A 16428-nucleotide genomic window follows, 5' to 3' on the forward strand; every position below is an offset into this window, starting at 1 on the left:
TCTTCGCATGGTCCCCGAGGAGTGCCGTAGATGGCCGAGGGCAACAAACGCCGCATCCCGCAAATCGGTTCGACAGCCCTGGTGCTGCTGTTTTCCCTGGCGCTGGTGCTGCTCTACAACTTCGCAACCTGGAAGGCGCTGGATGCACTGGTGCCCTTGCAGGGCCTGCATCGCGCGGCGTTCTTCGCCTCCTTCGGGGTGTTCCTCTGGGCCGCCTTCAGCCTGCTGCTGACGCTGTTTTCCTTCCGTCCGACATTGAAACCGGTGCTGACGCTGGTTGCGCTGTGCTCGGCGGCAGCGGCCTATTTCATGAACAACTACGGCATCGCCATCGACACGGTGATGGTGCAGAACGTCTTCGAGACCAACCCCGGCGAGGCCGGCGCGCTGCTCAGCGCGAAGCTGGGCGGCTACCTGCTGCTGCTCGGCGTATTGCCGGCGGCGCTGGTCTGGTGGCTGCCGGTGGTCTACCGGCCGTTCCTGCGCGGCTTGTTGAACAAGGCGCTGGTGATCACCGGCTGCGTGCTGGTGGTGGCGGTCGTGGTGGGCGGCTTCTATTCGACCTACGCGCCGATCTTCCGCGAAGAGGACAGGCTGACCCATTTCATCAACCCGACCAACTACATCTACGCGGTCGGCAAGTTCGCCCGGCAGCACCTGCGCACCCCGGAGAACCTGGTGGTGCAGCCCATCGGCGAGGACGCGGTGATGAGCGCCAAGGCGCAGCAGCGGGCGCGCAAGTCGCTGACGATCCTGGTGGTCGGCGAGACCGCGCGGGCCGACCACTTCTCCCTCAACGGCTATGCCCGCGAGACCAATCCGCAGCTGAAGCAGCTCGACATCCTCAACTTCACCCGCGTGCATTCCTGCGGCACGTCCACGGCGGTATCGGTGCCGTGCATGTTCTCCATGTTCCCGCGCGAGGACTACAGCGACCGCAAGGGCAAGACCTACGAGGGCCTGCTCGACGTGCTGCAGCGCGCCGGGGTGCAGGTGCTCTGGCTGGACAACAACAGCGACTGCAAGGGCACCTGCCTGCGCGTGCCGCACCGGGATATCCCGAAAAGCCAGCCCGGCCCCTTCTGCGACGGCAGCAACTGCCTGGACGAGGCCATGCTGCAGGACCTGCAGGCCTACATCGACAGCCTGCAGGGCAACGCCCTGATCGTCCTGCACGCCGACGGCAGCCACGGTCCCGAGTACTTCCAGCGCTATCCGAAGGCCATGGAGCGCTTCACCCCGGTGTGCCGGACCAACCAGCTGGGCAGTTGCAGCCGGGAGGAACTGGTCAACGTGTACGACAACACCATCCTCTATACCGACCACTTCCTGGCCAGGGTCATCGAACTGCTGCAGCGCAACCAGGAGCGCTTCGACACCTCGATGCTCTACGTTTCCGACCACGGCGAATCGCTCGGCGAGAACGGCATGTACCTGCATGCCGCGCCCTACGCCATCGCCCCGGAAGCGCAGACCCACGTGCCCATGGTGATGTGGTTCGCCCCGCGCACCCTGGCCGACCAGGGCATCGCGCGCGGCTGCCTGCAGGCCAAGGCGGACGAGGCCGATCTCAGCCACGACAACCTGTTCCATTCGCTGCTCGGGCTGTTCCAGGTGCATACCGGCGTGTACCAGCCGAAGCTGGATGTGTTCCATTCGTGCCGGCTGAGCATGACGGCGGAGCAGGGGTGAGGGGCGTCCCAGGGAACGCCCAGTAGCCATGGTTCCCACGCTCCTGCGTCTGGCCGCGGAGAAGCGTAGGGTGGATCAGTTCCATCGTTCCACCAACCGGCCACGCCAATGGTGTCCTCTTCGTAGGAGCCAGCTTGCTGGCGATCCGCTGTCCACTCTTGAACGACGAAGCCGCCGGGAAGAATGGCTATCGCCAGCAAGAACTAGGCGTCCCCCTGCTCCTACGAAAGCGTGCATTTCCGTAGGGTGGATGGAAAAGCGTGATCCACCCCAGGTACGGCCCGACGAAAAAAAGCCCGGGCGACATGCCCGGGCTTTTTGTTGCTTGCCAGATAGCTACTTGTCGCCCCGCACCAGCAGCACCGGCCGGTTGCTCACCCGGATCAGCCCTTCCGCCACGCTGCCCAGCATCAGCCGGCGCACGCCGCGGCGGCCGTGGGTGCCCATGACGATCAGGCTGGCATTGCAGGTCTCGGCTTCCACCTCGATGCGCTCGGCGATTTCCTCGCTGGCGCGTTCCTGGCAGACGCGGTCGAAGGTCGCCTTCACGCTGTGTCCGGCAACCTTTTCCCGGGCCTTGGCCAAGGTGTCGTCGGCGGCTTTCAGGGCCGCTTCGCGAAGGGGTTCGGGGTTGTAGTAGACGGCATAGTCGGGCAGGTGGCGAAGAGGGCTGTCGACGATGGTGATGACGCGCAATTCGCCGCCGCTCAGTTCCGCGAGCTTGACCGCTTCTGCCAGGGCGCGGTCGGAAACCGCACTGCCGTCCACCGCTACCAGAATGCGTTCGTACATGATGTTTCCCCTCGGTATGTAATTGGTGTAGGAAAACTCTAGCTCGCCCTGAGGGGAACGCACTTGAGCAAAATCAACCGTGCCGGGGTGGATGAGCCTTTCCCTGGCGCCAGCAGGACAGAAGCCGCGGCGGTTGCCCGGCGCGGCTTCTGCTGGAGCGGGAAGGCCGGAACCTAGCCGGCGACCAGTATGCGGATCGCCTCCAGGCGCAGCGAGGCCTTGTCCAGCAGCTCCAGGCTCTGGTCGCGCTGCTTGCGCAGGGCTTCCAGCTCGCTGTCGCGGACGCTCGGATTGACCTCCTTGAGGGCGGTCAGGCGCGCGAGTTCCTCGTCGAGGCTGGCGACCAGATGCTGGCGCGCCTTCTCCACGCGCTCGGCGTGGCGCGGCAGGACCTTGCTCTCGCCGATGGCGAACTGCTTGGCCAGCGCGTCGCGCTGGGCCTGGACGAACTTGTTGGCGCTGCTGCGCGGCACGCTTTCCAGCTGGTCGTTGAGGGTCTCGAAGGCCACCCGGGCGCTCAGGTCGTTGCCGTTGGCGTCGAGCAGGCAGCGCAGCGTCGCCGGCGGCAGGAAGCGGCCCAGCTGCAGCGAGCGCGGCGCCACCGCCTCGCTGACGAAGAGCAGTTCCAGCAATACGGTGCCGGGCTTGAGCGCCTTGTTCTTGATCAGCGCCACCGAGGTGTTGCCCAGCGAGCCGGACAGCACCAGGTCCATGCCGCCCTGCACCATGGGGTGTTCCCAGGTGAGGAACTGCATGTCCTCGTGGGCCAGCGCCTGGTTGCGGTCGTAGGTGACGGTCACGCCTTCGTCGCTGCCCAGCGGGAAGCTGGCGTCGAGCATCTTCTCGCTCGGCCTGAGGATCAGGGCGTTCTCCGAGTGGTCCTCGCTGTCGATGCCATAGGTATCGAACAGCTTCTCCATGTAGATCGGCAGGGCGAACTGGTCGTCCTGTTCCTCGATCTCCGCCACCAGCGCCTCGCCTTCGCCGGCGCCGCCGGAGTTCAGCTCCAGCAGGCGGTCGCGACCGCTGTGCAGCTCGGCTTCCAGGGCTTCGCGGGCGGCGCGGCCCTCTTCGAGCAGCGCTTCCCATTCCTTGTCGTCAGCGCTTTCCATCAGCTGCAGCAGGCGTGAGCCGAAGCGGTGCTGCAGGGCGTTGCCGGTGGGGCAGGTGTTGAGGAAGGCGTTCAGCGCGTGGTGATACCACTGGAACAGGCGTTCCTGCGGACTGGTCTCCAGGTGCGGGACGTGGATCTGGATGGTGTGGCGCTGGCCGATGCGGTCGAGACGGCCGATGCGCTGCTCCAGCTGGTCCGGATGCGCCGGCAGGTCGAACAGCACCAGATGGTGGGAGAACTGGAAGTTGCGGCCTTCGCTGCCGATTTCCGAGCAGATCAACACCTGCGCGCCGAATTCCTCGTCGGCGAAGTAGGCCGCGGCGCGGTCGCGCTCGAGGATGCTCATGCCTTCGTGGAACACCGTGGCCGGGATGCCGGAGCGCAGGCGCAGGGCGTCTTCCAGGTCGAGGGCGGTTTCCGCGTGGGCGCAGATCACCAGCACCTTGTACTGCTTGAGCATCTTCAGGGTGTCGATCAGCCACTCGACGCGCGGGTCGAAGCGCCACCAGCGGGTGTTCTCGTCGCCTTCCTCGACCTGCTCCTGGAAGCTCACTTCCGGATACAGGTCGGGGTGCTCGCCGATCGGCAGCTCCATGTATTCCACCGGGTTCGGCAGCGGATAGCTGTGCAGCTGGCGCTCGGGGAAGCCCTGCACGGCGGCGCGGGTATTGCGGAACAGCACGCGGCCGGTGCCGTGGCGGTCGAGCAGCTCGCGGACCAGGCGCGCGCGGGCGTCTTCATCGCCGCTTTCCACGGCGGCCAGCAGTTCGTCGCCGGCGGCGCCGAGGAAGCCATGGATGGCCGCGCGGGCGTCCGGGGAGAGGCGGCCGTGGTCGATCAGTTCCTGCACGGCTTCGGCCACCGGGCGGTACTGGCTGCTTTCGTTGCGGAAGGCTTCCAGGTCGTGGAAACGGTCCGGATCGAGCAGGCGCAGGCGCGCGAAGTGGCTGTCCAGGCCAAGCTGTTCCGGCGTCGCGGTGAGCAGCAGGACGCCCGGGATCACCTGGGCCAGCTGTTCGACCAGCTGATATTCGCGGCTGGCCTTTTCCGGATGCCAGACCAGGTGATGGGCCTCGTCCACCACCAGCAGGTCCCAGCCGGCGGCGAACAGGGCGTCCTGGGCGCGCTCGTCTTCCCGCAGCCATTCCAGCGCCACCAGGGCGAGCTGGCTGTCCTCGAAGGGGTTGCTGGCGTCGCTTTCGACGAAGCGCTCGCGGTCGAACAGCGCGACTTCCAGGTTGAAGCGCCGGCGCATCTCCACCAGCCACTGGTGCTGCAGGTTTTCCGGCACCAGGATCAGCACGCGGCTGGCGCGGCCGGAGAGCAGCTGGCGATGGATCACCAGGCCGGCCTCGATGGTCTTGCCCAGGCCCACTTCGTCGGCGAGCAGGACGCGCGGGGCGATGCGGTCGGCCACTTCGCGGGCGATGTGCAACTGGTGGGCGATCGGCTGGGCGCGGGCGCCGCCAAGGCCCCAGAGGGACGACTGCAGCAGGCGGGTGCGGTGTTCCAGGGTGTAGTAGCGCAGGCGGAACCAGGGCAGCGGGTCGATCTGCCCGGCGAACAGGCGGTCGCTGGCGAGGCGGAACTGAATGAAGTTGGACAGCTGGGTTTCCGGCAGTACGCGGACTTCGTTGTGCGCGTTGATGCCGCTGTAGACCAGCAGGCCGTCGGCTTCCTCGACCTCGCGGACGGTCATCTTCCAGCCTTCGAAGTGGGTCACCTCGTCGCCGGGAGCGAAGCGCACGCGGGTCAGCGGGGCGTTGCGTTCGGAGTACTGGCGGGTATCGCCGGTCGCGGGATAGAGCACGGTGAGCATCCGGCCATCCAGCGCCAGGATGGTTCCCAGCCCGAGCTCGGCCTCACTGTCGCTGATCCAGCGTTGACCCGGTTGATACTGCGCCATGGACACCTCCCGAAAAAAGCCGGCTATGGTAACGGAACACGCGGCTTTCAGCGACGGTTGTGCGCTGGCCGAAACGTCCGAGAACCGCTGCGGGCTTGTCGTTGATTGCCTGTGTGGGCCGACAGGCCTGCAGGCCGGGAATCCCGTCGAAAGCGTAGAAAAGTGTAGCGAGCCGGGGCCGGAACGAAGCCCGGCACCCGATCCGCCTGACCAGAGGAAGGAAGCATGCTGCAACCCATTCCCGGCGTGATGCCGGCGACCGCCCAGCAGGACGTGCCGAAGCCGCGTCCGGATGTACCGCCGGTCGCCCCGCCGCAGGCCGGCGTCGGCAGCAGTGGCGTGGGTTCGGATGAGCACGCGCCGGTGGCCGACCGGCGGCGCCGGCAGCGGCCGGCGGGGGCGATGGATGAGGCGGAAGACGACGTGGAAGAGTTGGGAGAGGCGCCGCGCAAGGGGCAGTGGATCGATATCGAGTGCTGATGCGGGGCATACTCGCAGTCGTTGCCCCCGGTGGTTCTTGCGATGCTGTTTTCCGACGCCCCGATCATCCTTCCCGACGCGGACATCCGCCTGATTCCGCACTGGTGTTCCGTCGCCACGGCGGGGGACTGGTTCGAGCGGCTGGTGGCGGAAACGCCCTGGGAGCGACCGAGCGTTCGCCTTCACGGGCGCGACTATCCGGTGCCGAGGCTGGTCGCCTGGTATGGCGATCCCGAGGCGACCTATCGCTATTCCGGTCTGGTGCATCGGCCGCTGCCCTGGACGCCGCTGCTGGGGGAGATCCGCGCGCGGGTGGTGGAAAGCGTCGGCCAGCCGCTCAACGGCGTGCTGCTCAACTACTACCGCGATGGCCGGGACTCGATGGGCTGGCACAGCGACGACGAGCCGGAGCTGGGGCGCAATCCGCTGGTGGTTTCGCTCAATCTCGGCGGCACGCGGCGTTTCGACCTGCGCCGCAAGGGCGACACGGCGATCGAATGTTCCCTGGAACTGGGAGCGGGTTCGCTGCTGGTCATGTCCGGCGCAACGCAGCATTATTGGCAGCATCAGGTAGCCAAGACCCGCCGCGCGGTGGCGCCTAGACTGAATCTGACCTTTCGCCTGGTGCATTCCCTGTCATGAGCAACGACGACAAGCTGATCGACCTGAACGCCGAACGTAACAAGCGCATCCACGACGTGCACGAACAACGTCTGCAGGAGGTGCGCCAGGCCTTCGAGAAGGCGCTGCCGATGGGCAAGCCGGGCAAGAAAGGCAAAGGCAAGCCGAAGAAGCGCTGATCCTCCTCCCTCTGCCGCGGAACGCCGGTTTCCGCGGCCTCCCGCCGCATCCCCTCATTTGCCGCACTTGATCTGGATCAGTGCAGAGACCGCTGCCGATCCAGGCCCATGGCCCAGTTGATACAGATCAATATTCACATCCCCGCCGCCGGTAATCTGAACCCATCTTCAAAGAGCAGATGAGCAACAGAGGGCCGGTACCATGTTCATTGACGAAGTGGTTCTCGCAGGTGTCATCACCGTAGGTCTGATGATCGTCTTCTGCGGCGGGGTTGGATATTTCATCTGGAAGGATTCGCATCGGCACTGACCGGTAATCCTCCCGGATACACAGAGCACGCAAGGCACTTCGGGCGACTTAAGGTCGCCCGTTTTTTTTGTGCGCGAAAAAGCTGGAACAGGTATCGTTAGCTGGCTAATAATGTTTGCCACATGCTGCCACGCTTGACCATTCTGAATATTCCTAGCCACCTTCGGGAAATCGCGTGCGACCCTCGCTGCAGGCCTTCCTTGCGCCGGATCCACTGGCGCTCAAGTTCGCGGTAAAGACCCTCCTGGCGGGCGGCCTGGCGCTCTGGTGCGCCTTCCGGTTCGATCTGGACCAGCCGCAATGGGCGCTGATGACGGTATTCATCGTCTCCCAGCCGCTCTCCGGCATGGTGATCGCCAAGGGTATCTTCCGCCTGCTCGGCACCCTGGTCGGGACGGCGATGGCGGTGGTGATGATCGCCCTGTTCGCCCAGACGCCCTGGCTGTTCCTGCTCGCCATTTCCCTCTGGATCGGCCTCTGCACCGCCGCGTCCACCACCCTGCGCAACCACGTTTCCTACGCCTTCGTGCTGTCCGGCTATACGGTGGCGATCATCGGCCTGCCGGCGACCCTGCAGCCGCTGGGCGTGTTCGACCAGGCCGTGGCGCGCTGCACGGAGATCTGCCTGGGCATCCTCTGCGCTTCGTTCGTCAGCGCGACGCTCTGGCCGCGGCGGGTGGAAGCCAACCTCGACAGGCAGGCCCGCGCCACCTGGCTGGCCGGGATGCAGGCGGCGCGCAGCGAGATCGGCGAGCAGACGCGCGAGGCCAGGAGCCTGCTGGCGGCGCTGGGCAAGATCGTCGAGGTCGACGTGCAGCGCGATCACGCCTGGTTCGAGGGCTATCGCGGACGGCAGCGGTCCCGGGCGCTGCGGGTATTGTCGCGGGACCTGCTGAGCCTGCTGCGCACGGCCAGGGGCGTCGCCCGCCAGCGCACCCTGCTGGAAGAAGCGGACGCCCGCTGGCTGCAACCGTGGATCGACGAACTCCAGGCCTGTCTGGAAAACCCGCGGACCGCCGAGATGCAGGCATTGCGCGAGCGCCTCGCGGCGGCAGCCAGGGACGAGAACCTGCCGAACGACCTGCGCTACTGCCTGGCGCGCTGCAGCGTGCTGCTGCGCAAGGCGGTCGATGCCGAGCGCAGCGTGCAGGCGGTGGCGAGCGGCGAACTCGATGCCAGCGCCCCGGGCAACCTGTCCTGGCACCGCGACTGGCTGATGGCGCTGTTCTCTGGCGGGCGCAGCGCGCTGGCGCTGCTCTGCATGTCGGTGTTCTGGATGGCCACCGCCTGGCCGGGAGCGATCGGCGGGATGCTGCTCACCGCGGTGATCTGCAGCCTGTTCGCCGGACGCGACAATCCTGCCGCCCTCGGCATGGCCTTCCTGCGCGGCATCCTCTATGCGATCCCCGCGGCGGCGCTGGTCACCCAGTGGCTGCTGCCGCAGTGGAACGGCTTTCCGCTGCTGTGCATGGCCCTCGGCGTGCCGCTGTTCTTCGGCGCGCTGGGCATGGCGACGCCAGCGCTGGCCGGGGTGGCGACTTCCTTCGCCATCCACTTCATCACCCTGGTGGCGCCGCGCAACCAGATGCACTACGACCTCGCCGCCCTGCTCAATTCCGCCCAGGGCGTGCTGATCGGCGTGGGCAGCGCGGTATTGCTGTTCCGATTGCTCAGCCTGCCGCCGCACTGGCTGAGCCGGCGCCTGATCGAGGCCACCTGCATCGACCTCGGCCGGCTGACCCGGCGGCCCCTGGCGCAGGCGGAGAACTGGTTCGGCGGACGCATGGCCGACCGCCTGATCCGCCTCGCCCGGCACTACACGCTGTTGCCGGAAAGCGGCCAGCAGCGCTGGCAGGATGGCCTGCTGGCGCTGGACCTGGGCAACGAGCTGATCCACCTGCGCGCCTGCCTGGCCGGTGCGCGGGGCGTCCTGCGCAAGGCGCGCGAGCGATTCCTCGGCAATCTGGGCGATATTCTCGAAGCGGGACCGGGCGAAGGGCGCGAGCGGCAGCTGGAGGCAATCTGCCTGGACCTGGAAAAGGCCCTGGACGCCGACCGCGCCGGCCAGAACGAGCCCAATCGCCTGGCCCGCGCGGCGCTCGTGCAAATGCGCCGGACCTGGCGCCAGTGGTGCCTGCCGGAGGAACGCCATGGGGCTGCATGAAATGGGCTGGGGTGGGGTCTACCTGAGCCCGCTGTTCATCTATGCGCTGGTCGCCCTGGGGCTGACCGTGCTGGTCCGCATGCTGATGCAGCTGACCCCGCTCGGTCGCTGGATCTGGCACGAAGCCCTGTTCGACTGTGCGCTGTTCCTGCTGATCCTCTGTGCCATTACCTGGAGCCTCACCGGAGGCGGATAAGGAGAATTGCCGATGCGCGGATTCCTTCGCGTGGCCCTGACCCTGGCGGTGGTCGTCGCTGCGGTGCTGGCCGGTATCTGGCTGTGGCGCTTCTACATGCTGTCGCCCTGGACCCGCGACGCGCGGGTGCGTGCCGATGTGGTGGTGATCGCCCCGGACGTTTCCGGCTGGGTCACCGACCTCCGCGTGCGGGACAACCAGCAGGTGAAGGCCGGCGACCTGCTGATGAGCATCGACCGCGAGCGCTACCAGGCCAACCTCGACCAGGCGAAAGCCCTGGCCGACACCCGCTACCAGCAGCTGCGCCTGCGCCAGAGCGAGGCCGCGCGGCGCAGCCGCCTGGACACCCGCACCATCAGCGCGGAGGACAAGGAAAGCGCGCAGATGCGCGCCGCCATCGCCAATGGCGAATACCAGGAGGCGCTGGCCCAGGTGAAGCTCGCCACGCTCAACCTGCGCCGCAGCGAACTGCGCGCGCCACGCAGCGGCCAGGTGACCAACCTGCGCCTGGCCCAGGGCAACTACGTGCAGACCGGCCAGCCGGTGATGGCGCTGGTCGACCAGCAGTCCTTCTACGTCACCGCCTATTTCGAGGAAACCAAGCTGCCGGGCATCCGCGTCGGCCAGCCGGCGCGGGTGGTGCTGATGAGCGGGGATGCGGTGATCGACGGGCGGGTGGAAAGCATCAGCAGCGGCATCACCGACCGCAATGCGGTGCCGGACAGCCAGTTGCTGGCGAATGTCGAACCGACCTTCAACTGGGTGCGCCTGGCGCAGCGGATTCCGGTGCGGATCAAGCTGGAGAAGGTGCCCGAAGGCATCCACCTGAGCGCCGGCATGACCGCCAGCGTCACGGTGGGGGAAAACTGAAGGGGCAGACTTCTTAGTAGGGTGGATCACGCTCCACCGATCCACCACGGCCGCGCAGTCGGCCCCGGAATGGTGGATGGAAAAGCGCCATCCACCCTACGTTTCGCTGACCGCCGTGTTTCCAGGCAGGGCGGAGGCCCTCAGCCGATGGTGATCGGCGGCAGGGCCGGCAGTTCGATGTCCAGCTTCTGCTTCGGCGCCAGCACTTCGGCAGCGCCGTCCACCACCATCTCGCCATTCTGGTTGAACACGCGGGTGGCGACCTTGACGCGATTCTTCGGCAGCTTTTCCAGCACTTCCAGTTCCACGGTCAGGCTGTCGCCGAGTTTCACCGGGCGGGTGAAGCTCAGGGTCTGGCCGATATAGATGGAGCCCGGGCCGGGCAGGGTAGTGGCGATGGCCGCGCTGATCAGCGCGCCGCTGAGCATGCCGTGGGCGATGCGTTCCTTGAAGAGGGTGCCGGCGGCGTAGTCGGCGTCCAGGTGCACCGGGTTGCGGTCGCCGGAGACTTCGGCGAACAGCTGGATTTCTCGCTCGCCGATGGCGCGCTGGAAGCTGGCCTTCTGGCCGACTTCGAGTTCTTCGTAGGTGACGTTCTGAACCTGGGTCATGGGTTTTCCTCGTTGGTCGAACGACGGCAGGAACGCTCCAGCCAGTCGATCAGGTTGCGGATGACCTCGTCGCGATTGGTCTCGTTGAACAGTTCGTGACGGGCGTCGGGGTAGATCTGTTTCTCCACCTTGCGCAGGCCGGCGCTGGTCAATGCCTGGGCCAGCAGCTGCAGGCGCTTGCCCTGGCTGACCGGGTCGCGTTCGCCGCCGATCACCAGCAGCGGCAGCGCCGGGCGGATGCGCGCCAGGCGCTCGACCGGCGTCAGCTCCGCCAGGCCGCCGAGCAGGTCCAGCCACAACTGGTTGCTGCAGCGAAAGCCGCAGAGCGGATCGGTGGTGTACCTGTCGACTTCCTGCGGATCGCGGCTCAGCCAGTCGAAGGGCGTGCGGTTGGGCCGGAACGCCCGGTTGAACGAACCGAAGGAGAGGAATTCGATCAACCCGCTGCGCCCCAGCGGCCCCTGGCGCCAGCGCTCGAAGCGGGCGATGGGCAGCACGCTGCGGTACAGCGCGACGGGCTGGTAGTTCGAGCCGGAGAGCACGGCGCCCTGCACGCTGGCGCTGTGTTCGATCAGGTAGGCGGTGGATATGTAGCTGCCCATGCTGTGGCCGAGCAGGACGATGGGCAGCCCGGGATGATTCTGGCGGACGTGCTGGTTGAGCGTGGCGAGGTCGCCGATCACCTTGCCCCAGCCATCGCTGTCGGCGTAGTGGCCGAGGTCGCCGGATTCCGCGGTGCGCCCGTGGCCGCGCTGGTCGATGGCATAGAGGTGGTAGCCGGCCGCGTTCAGCGCGCTGCCGAGCCGCTCGTAGCGGCCAGCATGCTCGGCCATGCCGTGGGACAGCATCACCGCGCCACGGGCGGAGCCATCCGCCGTCCAGTGGCGGGTGTACAGCGGCGTTTCGTCACTGGCCGGGAGCCAGTAGGCAGCGTGGGGCATGCGGGGGAATCCTTGCGCCGGCCGGGCCAGGGTCCGGCATTCTAGCAGCGCCATTCCGGCGGCAGAAAGCCCGGGCAGGCGCCGGGCCGCCATCCGGAAATTCATGGAAATGATGTCGGGGCATGCCCGTGTTTGCGCCCCGCCGCCCAACTGCTAAGTTCCCCGGAGCTGATCGATCTACTCAGGTAAGAGGACAACAACAATGCAGCCTGATTTCTGGAACGACAAACGCCCGGCTGGCGTGCCCAGCGAGATCGACCTGACCACCTACAAGTCGGTGGTCGAGGTGTTCGAGCGCTCCTGCAAGAAATTCGCCGACCGCCCGGCCTACAGCAACATGGGCGTCACCCTGAGCTACGCCGAGCTCGACCGCCTGTCCGCGGCCTTCGCCGCCTACCTGCAGAAGGGCACCGACCTGCGTCCGGGCGACCGTATCGCGATCCAGATGCCGAATATCCTGCAATTCCCGGTGGCGGTGTTCGGCGCGCTGCGCGCCGGGCTGGTGGTGGTCAACACCAATCCGCTCTATACCGCCCGCGAGATGCGCCACCAGTTCAAGGATTCCGGGGCGCGGGCGCTGGTCTACGTCAACCTGTTCGGCAAGCTGGTCGAGGAAGTGCTGCCGGATACCGGCATCGAGCACCTGATCGAGGCGCGCATGGGCGACCTGCTGCCGCAGCCGAAGGGCTGGCTGGTCAACCTGGCGGTGAAACACCTGAAGAAGATGGTGCCGGACTACAGCCTGCCGGCGGCGGTGCCGTTCAAGGAGGCCCTGCAGCAGGGGTGCGGCCATGCCCTGCAGCCGGTCCGGGTCGGCCTCGACGACGTCGCCGTGCTGCAATACACCGGCGGCACCACCGGCGTGGCCAAGGGCGCGATGCTCACCCACGCCAACCTGGTCGCCAACATGCAGCAGGTGCACGCCTGCCTGTCGCAGCTCGGCCCCGATGGCCATCCGCTCATGAAGGAAGGCCAGGAAGTGATGATCGCGCCGCTGCCGCTGTACCACATCTATGCCTTCACGGCGAACTGCATGTGCATGATGGTCAGCGGCAACCACAACGTGCTGATCACCAATCCGCGCGACATCGGCGGCTTCGTCAGGGAACTGAAGAAGTGGCGCTTCTCCGCGCTGCTCGGCCTCAACACCCTGTTCGTCGCGCTGATGGAGCACCCGGAATTCAAGGATCTCGATTTCTCCAACCTCAAGGTCACCAACTCCGGCGGCACGGCGCTGGTGGCCGCTACCGCCGAGCGCTGGAAGGCAATCACCGGCTGCGCCGTGGTCGAGGGCTACGGGCTGACCGAAACCTCGCCGGTGGTCACCGCCAACCCCTACGGCGACAAGGCGCGCCTGGGCACCGTGGGCATACCGATGCCGGGCACGGCGCTGAAGGTGATCGACGAGCAGGGCCAGGACCTCGGCCTCGGCGAGCGCGGCGAGCTGTGCGTGAAGGGGCCGCAGGTGATGAAGGGGTACTGGCAGCGTCCGGAGGCCACTGCCGAGGTGCTCGACGCCGAGGGCTGGCTGAAGACCGGCGACATCGCGGTGATCGACCAGGACGGCTACGTGCGCATCGTCGACCGCAAGAAGGACCTGATCATCGTTTCCGGCTTCAACGTCTATCCCAACGAGATCGAGGACATCGTCATGGCCCACCCGAAGGTGGCCAACTGCGCGGCGGTGGGCGTGCCGGACGAGAAGTCCGGCGAGGTGGTGAAGCTGTTCGTCGTGCCGCGCGAGGGCGGGCTGACGGTGGAGGAGCTGAAGGCCTACTGCCGGGAGAACCTGACCGGCTACAAGATGCCCCGGCACATCGTCATCAAGGATGCGCTGCCGATGACGCCGGTGGGCAAGATCCTGCGCCGGGAGCTGCGCGAAACCGCCTGAAGAAGCCGGTTTCATCGAAGGAAAAAAGAATGACCAAAGGTGCTGCCTTTGGTCATTTTTGTGACCGGCGGGGTCACCTTTGGTGCTGGTCGGTGTCGGGCAAAGCTGATAATCTCGGCCCGCTTTTCGCCCCCTGTCCGCGCGAAAAGCGGTATAAACACAACAAATAGCCGCCCAGAGCGGTATAGATCAGCTGTTGCTCAGGAGTGGGCTTTCCATGACCGAAAATTTCTGGAAGGACAAATATCCGGCCGGCATTGCCGCCGAGATCGATGCCGACAAGTACCCGAACATCCTCGCGGTGCTCAAGGAGTCCTGCCAACGCTTTGCCAGCAAGCCCGCGTTCAGCAACCTCGGCAAGACCCTCAGCTACGGCGACATCTACCGGCTTTCCGGTGATTTCGCCGCCTGGCTCCAGCAGAACACCGACCTCAAGCCCGGCGACCGCATCGCCGTGCAGTTGCCCAACGTCCTGCAATACCCGGTAGTGGTGTTCGGCGCCATGCGCGCCGGCCTGGTGGTGGTCAACACCAACCCGTTGTACACCGCGCGGGAAATGGAACATCAGTTCAAGGATTCCGGCGCCAAGGCGCTGGTGTGCCTGGCCAACATGGCCCACCTGGCCGAGGAAGTGCTGCCGAAGACCGGCATCCGCCACGTCGTGGTCACCGAAGTGGGCGACATGCTGCCGCCGCTGAAGCGCTTCGTGGTCAACGCGGTGGTCAAGTACGTCAAGAAGATGGTCCCGCCGTTCCGCCTGCCGCAGGCGGTGAAGCTGAACGACGCGCTGGCCAGGGGCCGCGGCAAGACCGTTCGCGAAGCCGCTCCGAGCAGCGACGACGTCGCCGTGCTGCAGTACACCGGCGGCACCACCGGCGTGGCCAAGGGCGCGATGCTCACCCATCGCAACCTGATCGCCAACATGCTGCAGTGCAAGGCGCTGATGGGCGCCAACCTCGGCGAGGGCCGCGAAATCCTCATCGCGCCGCTGCCGCTCTATCACATCTACGCCTTCACCTTCCATTGCATGGCGATGATGCTGACCGGCAACCACAACATCCTGGTCACCAACCCGCGCGACCTGTCGGCGATGGTCAAGGAACTGGCCGAGTGGAAATTCACCGGCTTCGTCGGCCTGAACACCCTGTTCGTCGGCCTGTGCAACAACGACGCCTTCCGCAAGCTGGACTTCTCCACGCTGAAGCTGACCCTGTCCGGCGGCATGGCGCTGCAGCAGGCCACCGCCGAGCGCTGGAAGGACGTCACCGGCTGCCCGATCAGCGAAGGCTACGGCATGACCGAAACCAGCCCGGTGGTGTCGGTGAACCCGTTCCAGAAGATCCAGATCGGCACCATCGGCATCCCGGTGCCGTCCACCCAGTGCAAGGTCATCGACGACAACGGCAACGACCTGCCGTTCGGCGAGCGCGGCGAACTGTGCGTGAAGGGCCCGCAGGTGATGAAGGGCTACTGGCAGCGTCCGGAGGCTACCGCCGAAATCCTCGACCAGGATGGCTGGCTGCGTACCGGCGACATCGCCATCATCCAGGACGACGGCTACATGCGCATCGTCGACCGCAAGAAGGACATGATCCTGGTGTCTGGCTTCAACGTGTACCCGAACGAACTGGAAGACGTGCTGGCGACCCTGCCGGGCGTGCTGCAGTGCGCGGCCATCGGCATTCCGGACGAGAAGTCCGGCGAGTCGATCAAGCTGTTCGTGGTCGCCAAGCCGGGCGTGACCCTGACCAAGGAGCAGGTCCTCAAGCACATGCACGACAACCTGACCGGCTACAAGCGCCCGAAGGCCGTGGAATTCCGCGACAGCCTGCCGACCACCAACGTCGGCAAGATCCTCCGCCGCGAGCTGCGCGACGAGGAACTGAAGAAACTTGCGCAGAAGGACAAGGTCGCCTAGTAACGGGCGGTCGTGTAACGGAAGAGCCCCGCATCGCGGGGCTTTTTCGTTGACGATGGTGGGGCGGCGTAGGGTGGATCGGCTCCATCGATCCACCAAGGCTGAGCAGGCGGCCCCGTAATGGTGGATGAAAAGAGCTACGGAGCTGCCGCCCACTCGGGATCGACCATCACGCCGCTCGCCGCCTACCATATACCCCTCCCACTCCAGATCGCCGACCGCCATGACCGAGCCCACCGCCGATGACCTCCAGCGTGCCGAGGCGCTGACCCGCTACCTGCACGAGAACATCCCGCTCAGCCAGTTCATGCAGATCCGCGTGCTGCCCAGCGCGCCCGGCAGCCTGTGGCTGAGCGCGCCGCACGCGCCGAACCGCAATCCGCACAACACCGTGTTCGGCGGCAGCCTGGCGACGCTGTCCATCGCCGCCGGCTGGACCCTGCTGTTCGACGCCATGCGCCGCGAGGGGCTGGATGCGGCGCTGGTGATCCAGCGCCACGAGTGCGACTATCGCGCCCCTTCCAGCGCCGAGTTCGTCGCCGAGGCGGTGCTGCCGGACGAATGGCCGGCCTTCGTCGCGCAGCTGCGCGAACGCGGGCGGGCGCGGCTGAAGCTGCCGGTGCGGATCACCTGCGAGGGCCGCGAGGTGTTCACTGCCAATGCGATGTACGCCGCGCGCATGGAAGCCTGAACCGACGCGCCCGATCTGCGACAATCGCCGACTTTTTCACGTAGCTGACCTA

At 66.4% G+C, this 16428-nt stretch carries 15 protein-coding genes; 11 read left to right on the forward strand and 4 right to left on the reverse strand.

Annotated elements, in window-relative coordinates; translation table 11 throughout:
* The first annotated feature begins 30 nt into the window (after positions 1–30).
* On the forward strand, positions 31–1692 hold the full coding sequence (locus tag BLR75_RS20355; RefSeq protein WP_084313700.1) for a phosphoethanolamine transferase: 1662 nt from the start codon (positions 31–33) through the stop codon (positions 1690–1692).
* A gap of 336 nt (positions 1693–2028) precedes the next feature.
* Here BLR75_RS20355 and BLR75_RS20360 read toward each other — a convergent pair whose 3' ends face one another.
* Together BLR75_RS20360 and rapA are read right to left on the reverse strand one after the other, a co-directional pair.
* A complete protein-coding gene (locus BLR75_RS20360) occupies positions 2029–2484 on the reverse strand; it encodes a universal stress protein (protein WP_084313699.1) in 456 nt (151 codons plus the stop codon).
* Between the two features lie 173 nt (positions 2485–2657).
* A complete protein-coding gene (rapA, locus tag BLR75_RS20365; protein WP_371858137.1) occupies positions 2658–5510 on the reverse strand; it encodes an RNA polymerase-associated protein RapA in 2853 nt (950 codons plus the stop codon).
* A 219-nt stretch (positions 5511–5729) separates the two neighbouring features.
* Between rapA and BLR75_RS20370 the strand changes: the two genes are divergently transcribed.
* From BLR75_RS20370 to BLR75_RS20395, 7 genes are all read left to right on the forward strand, one after another.
* Positions 5730–5984 carry a hypothetical protein gene (locus BLR75_RS20370; RefSeq protein ID WP_084313696.1) on the forward strand — a complete coding sequence of 85 codons (255 nt, stop codon included), beginning with the start codon at positions 5730–5732 and terminating at the stop codon, positions 5982–5984.
* 42 nt (positions 5985–6026) lie between these two features.
* Complete coding sequence (locus tag BLR75_RS20375) at positions 6027–6626, forward strand: alpha-ketoglutarate-dependent dioxygenase AlkB family protein (protein ID WP_084313694.1); 600 nt, start codon at positions 6027–6029, stop codon at positions 6624–6626.
* Positions 6623–6784, forward strand: a complete 162-nt coding sequence (locus BLR75_RS26810; RefSeq protein ID WP_090416135.1) for a hypothetical protein — start codon at positions 6623–6625, stop codon at positions 6782–6784. The genes BLR75_RS20375 and BLR75_RS26810 overlap by 4 nt, the downstream gene beginning before the upstream one ends.
* A 202-nt stretch (positions 6785–6986) precedes the next feature.
* The gene (gene ccoM / locus BLR75_RS27220; RefSeq protein WP_281246559.1) at positions 6987–7094 is read left to right on the forward strand and encodes a cytochrome c oxidase subunit CcoM; all 108 of its coding nucleotides are present in this window, start codon (positions 6987–6989) and stop codon (positions 7092–7094) included.
* A 175-nt stretch (positions 7095–7269) separates the two neighbouring features.
* The gene (locus BLR75_RS20385) at positions 7270–9258 is read left to right on the forward strand and encodes an FUSC family protein (RefSeq protein ID WP_084313692.1); all 1989 of its coding nucleotides are present in this window, start codon (positions 7270–7272) and stop codon (positions 9256–9258) included.
* The gene (locus BLR75_RS20390; RefSeq protein ID WP_084313690.1) at positions 9245–9454 is read left to right on the forward strand and encodes a DUF1656 domain-containing protein; all 210 of its coding nucleotides are present in this window, start codon (positions 9245–9247) and stop codon (positions 9452–9454) included. The genes BLR75_RS20385 and BLR75_RS20390 overlap by 14 nt, the downstream gene beginning before the upstream one ends.
* 12 nt (positions 9455–9466) lie before the next feature.
* Positions 9467–10324 carry an efflux RND transporter periplasmic adaptor subunit gene (locus BLR75_RS20395; RefSeq protein ID WP_084313688.1) on the forward strand — a complete coding sequence of 286 codons (858 nt, stop codon included), beginning with the start codon at positions 9467–9469 and terminating at the stop codon, positions 10322–10324.
* Positions 10325–10464: 140 nt separating this feature from the next.
* On the opposite strand, the gene BLR75_RS20400 is transcribed toward BLR75_RS20395, so the two are convergent.
* Both BLR75_RS20400 and BLR75_RS20405 read right to left on the reverse strand, forming a co-directional pair.
* Entirely contained in the window at positions 10465–10935 is a 471-nt protein-coding gene (locus tag BLR75_RS20400; protein WP_084313686.1) for a MaoC family dehydratase, read from the reverse strand.
* On the reverse strand, positions 10932–11876 hold the full coding sequence (locus tag BLR75_RS20405; protein ID WP_084313684.1) for an alpha/beta hydrolase: 945 nt from the start codon (positions 11874–11876) through the stop codon (positions 10932–10934). The genes BLR75_RS20400 and BLR75_RS20405 overlap by 4 nt, the downstream gene beginning before the upstream one ends.
* 202 nt (positions 11877–12078) lie before the next feature.
* Between BLR75_RS20405 and fadD2 the strand changes: the two genes are divergently transcribed.
* The 3 genes from fadD2 to BLR75_RS20420 all read left to right on the forward strand — a co-directional run bounded on the left by fadD2 (position 12079) and on the right by BLR75_RS20420 (position 16376).
* Entirely contained in the window at positions 12079–13767 is a 1689-nt protein-coding gene (fadD2, locus tag BLR75_RS20410; protein ID WP_084313682.1) for a long-chain-fatty-acid--CoA ligase FadD2, read from the forward strand.
* A gap of 217 nt (positions 13768–13984) precedes the next feature.
* Positions 13985–15685 carry a long-chain-fatty-acid--CoA ligase FadD1 gene (gene fadD1 / locus BLR75_RS20415; protein ID WP_084313680.1) on the forward strand — a complete coding sequence of 567 codons (1701 nt, stop codon included), beginning with the start codon at positions 13985–13987 and terminating at the stop codon, positions 15683–15685.
* A gap of 223 nt (positions 15686–15908) precedes the next feature.
* Positions 15909–16376: a YiiD C-terminal domain-containing protein gene (locus BLR75_RS20420; RefSeq protein ID WP_084313678.1), complete on the forward strand. Its 468-nt coding sequence runs from the start codon at positions 15909–15911 to the stop codon at positions 16374–16376.
* Positions 16377–16428 lie beyond the last annotated feature (52 nt).

The sequence above is a fragment of the Pseudomonas jinjuensis genome (assembly GCF_900103845.1).
Lineage (GTDB): Bacteria > Pseudomonadota > Gammaproteobacteria > Pseudomonadales > Pseudomonadaceae > Pseudomonas > Pseudomonas jinjuensis.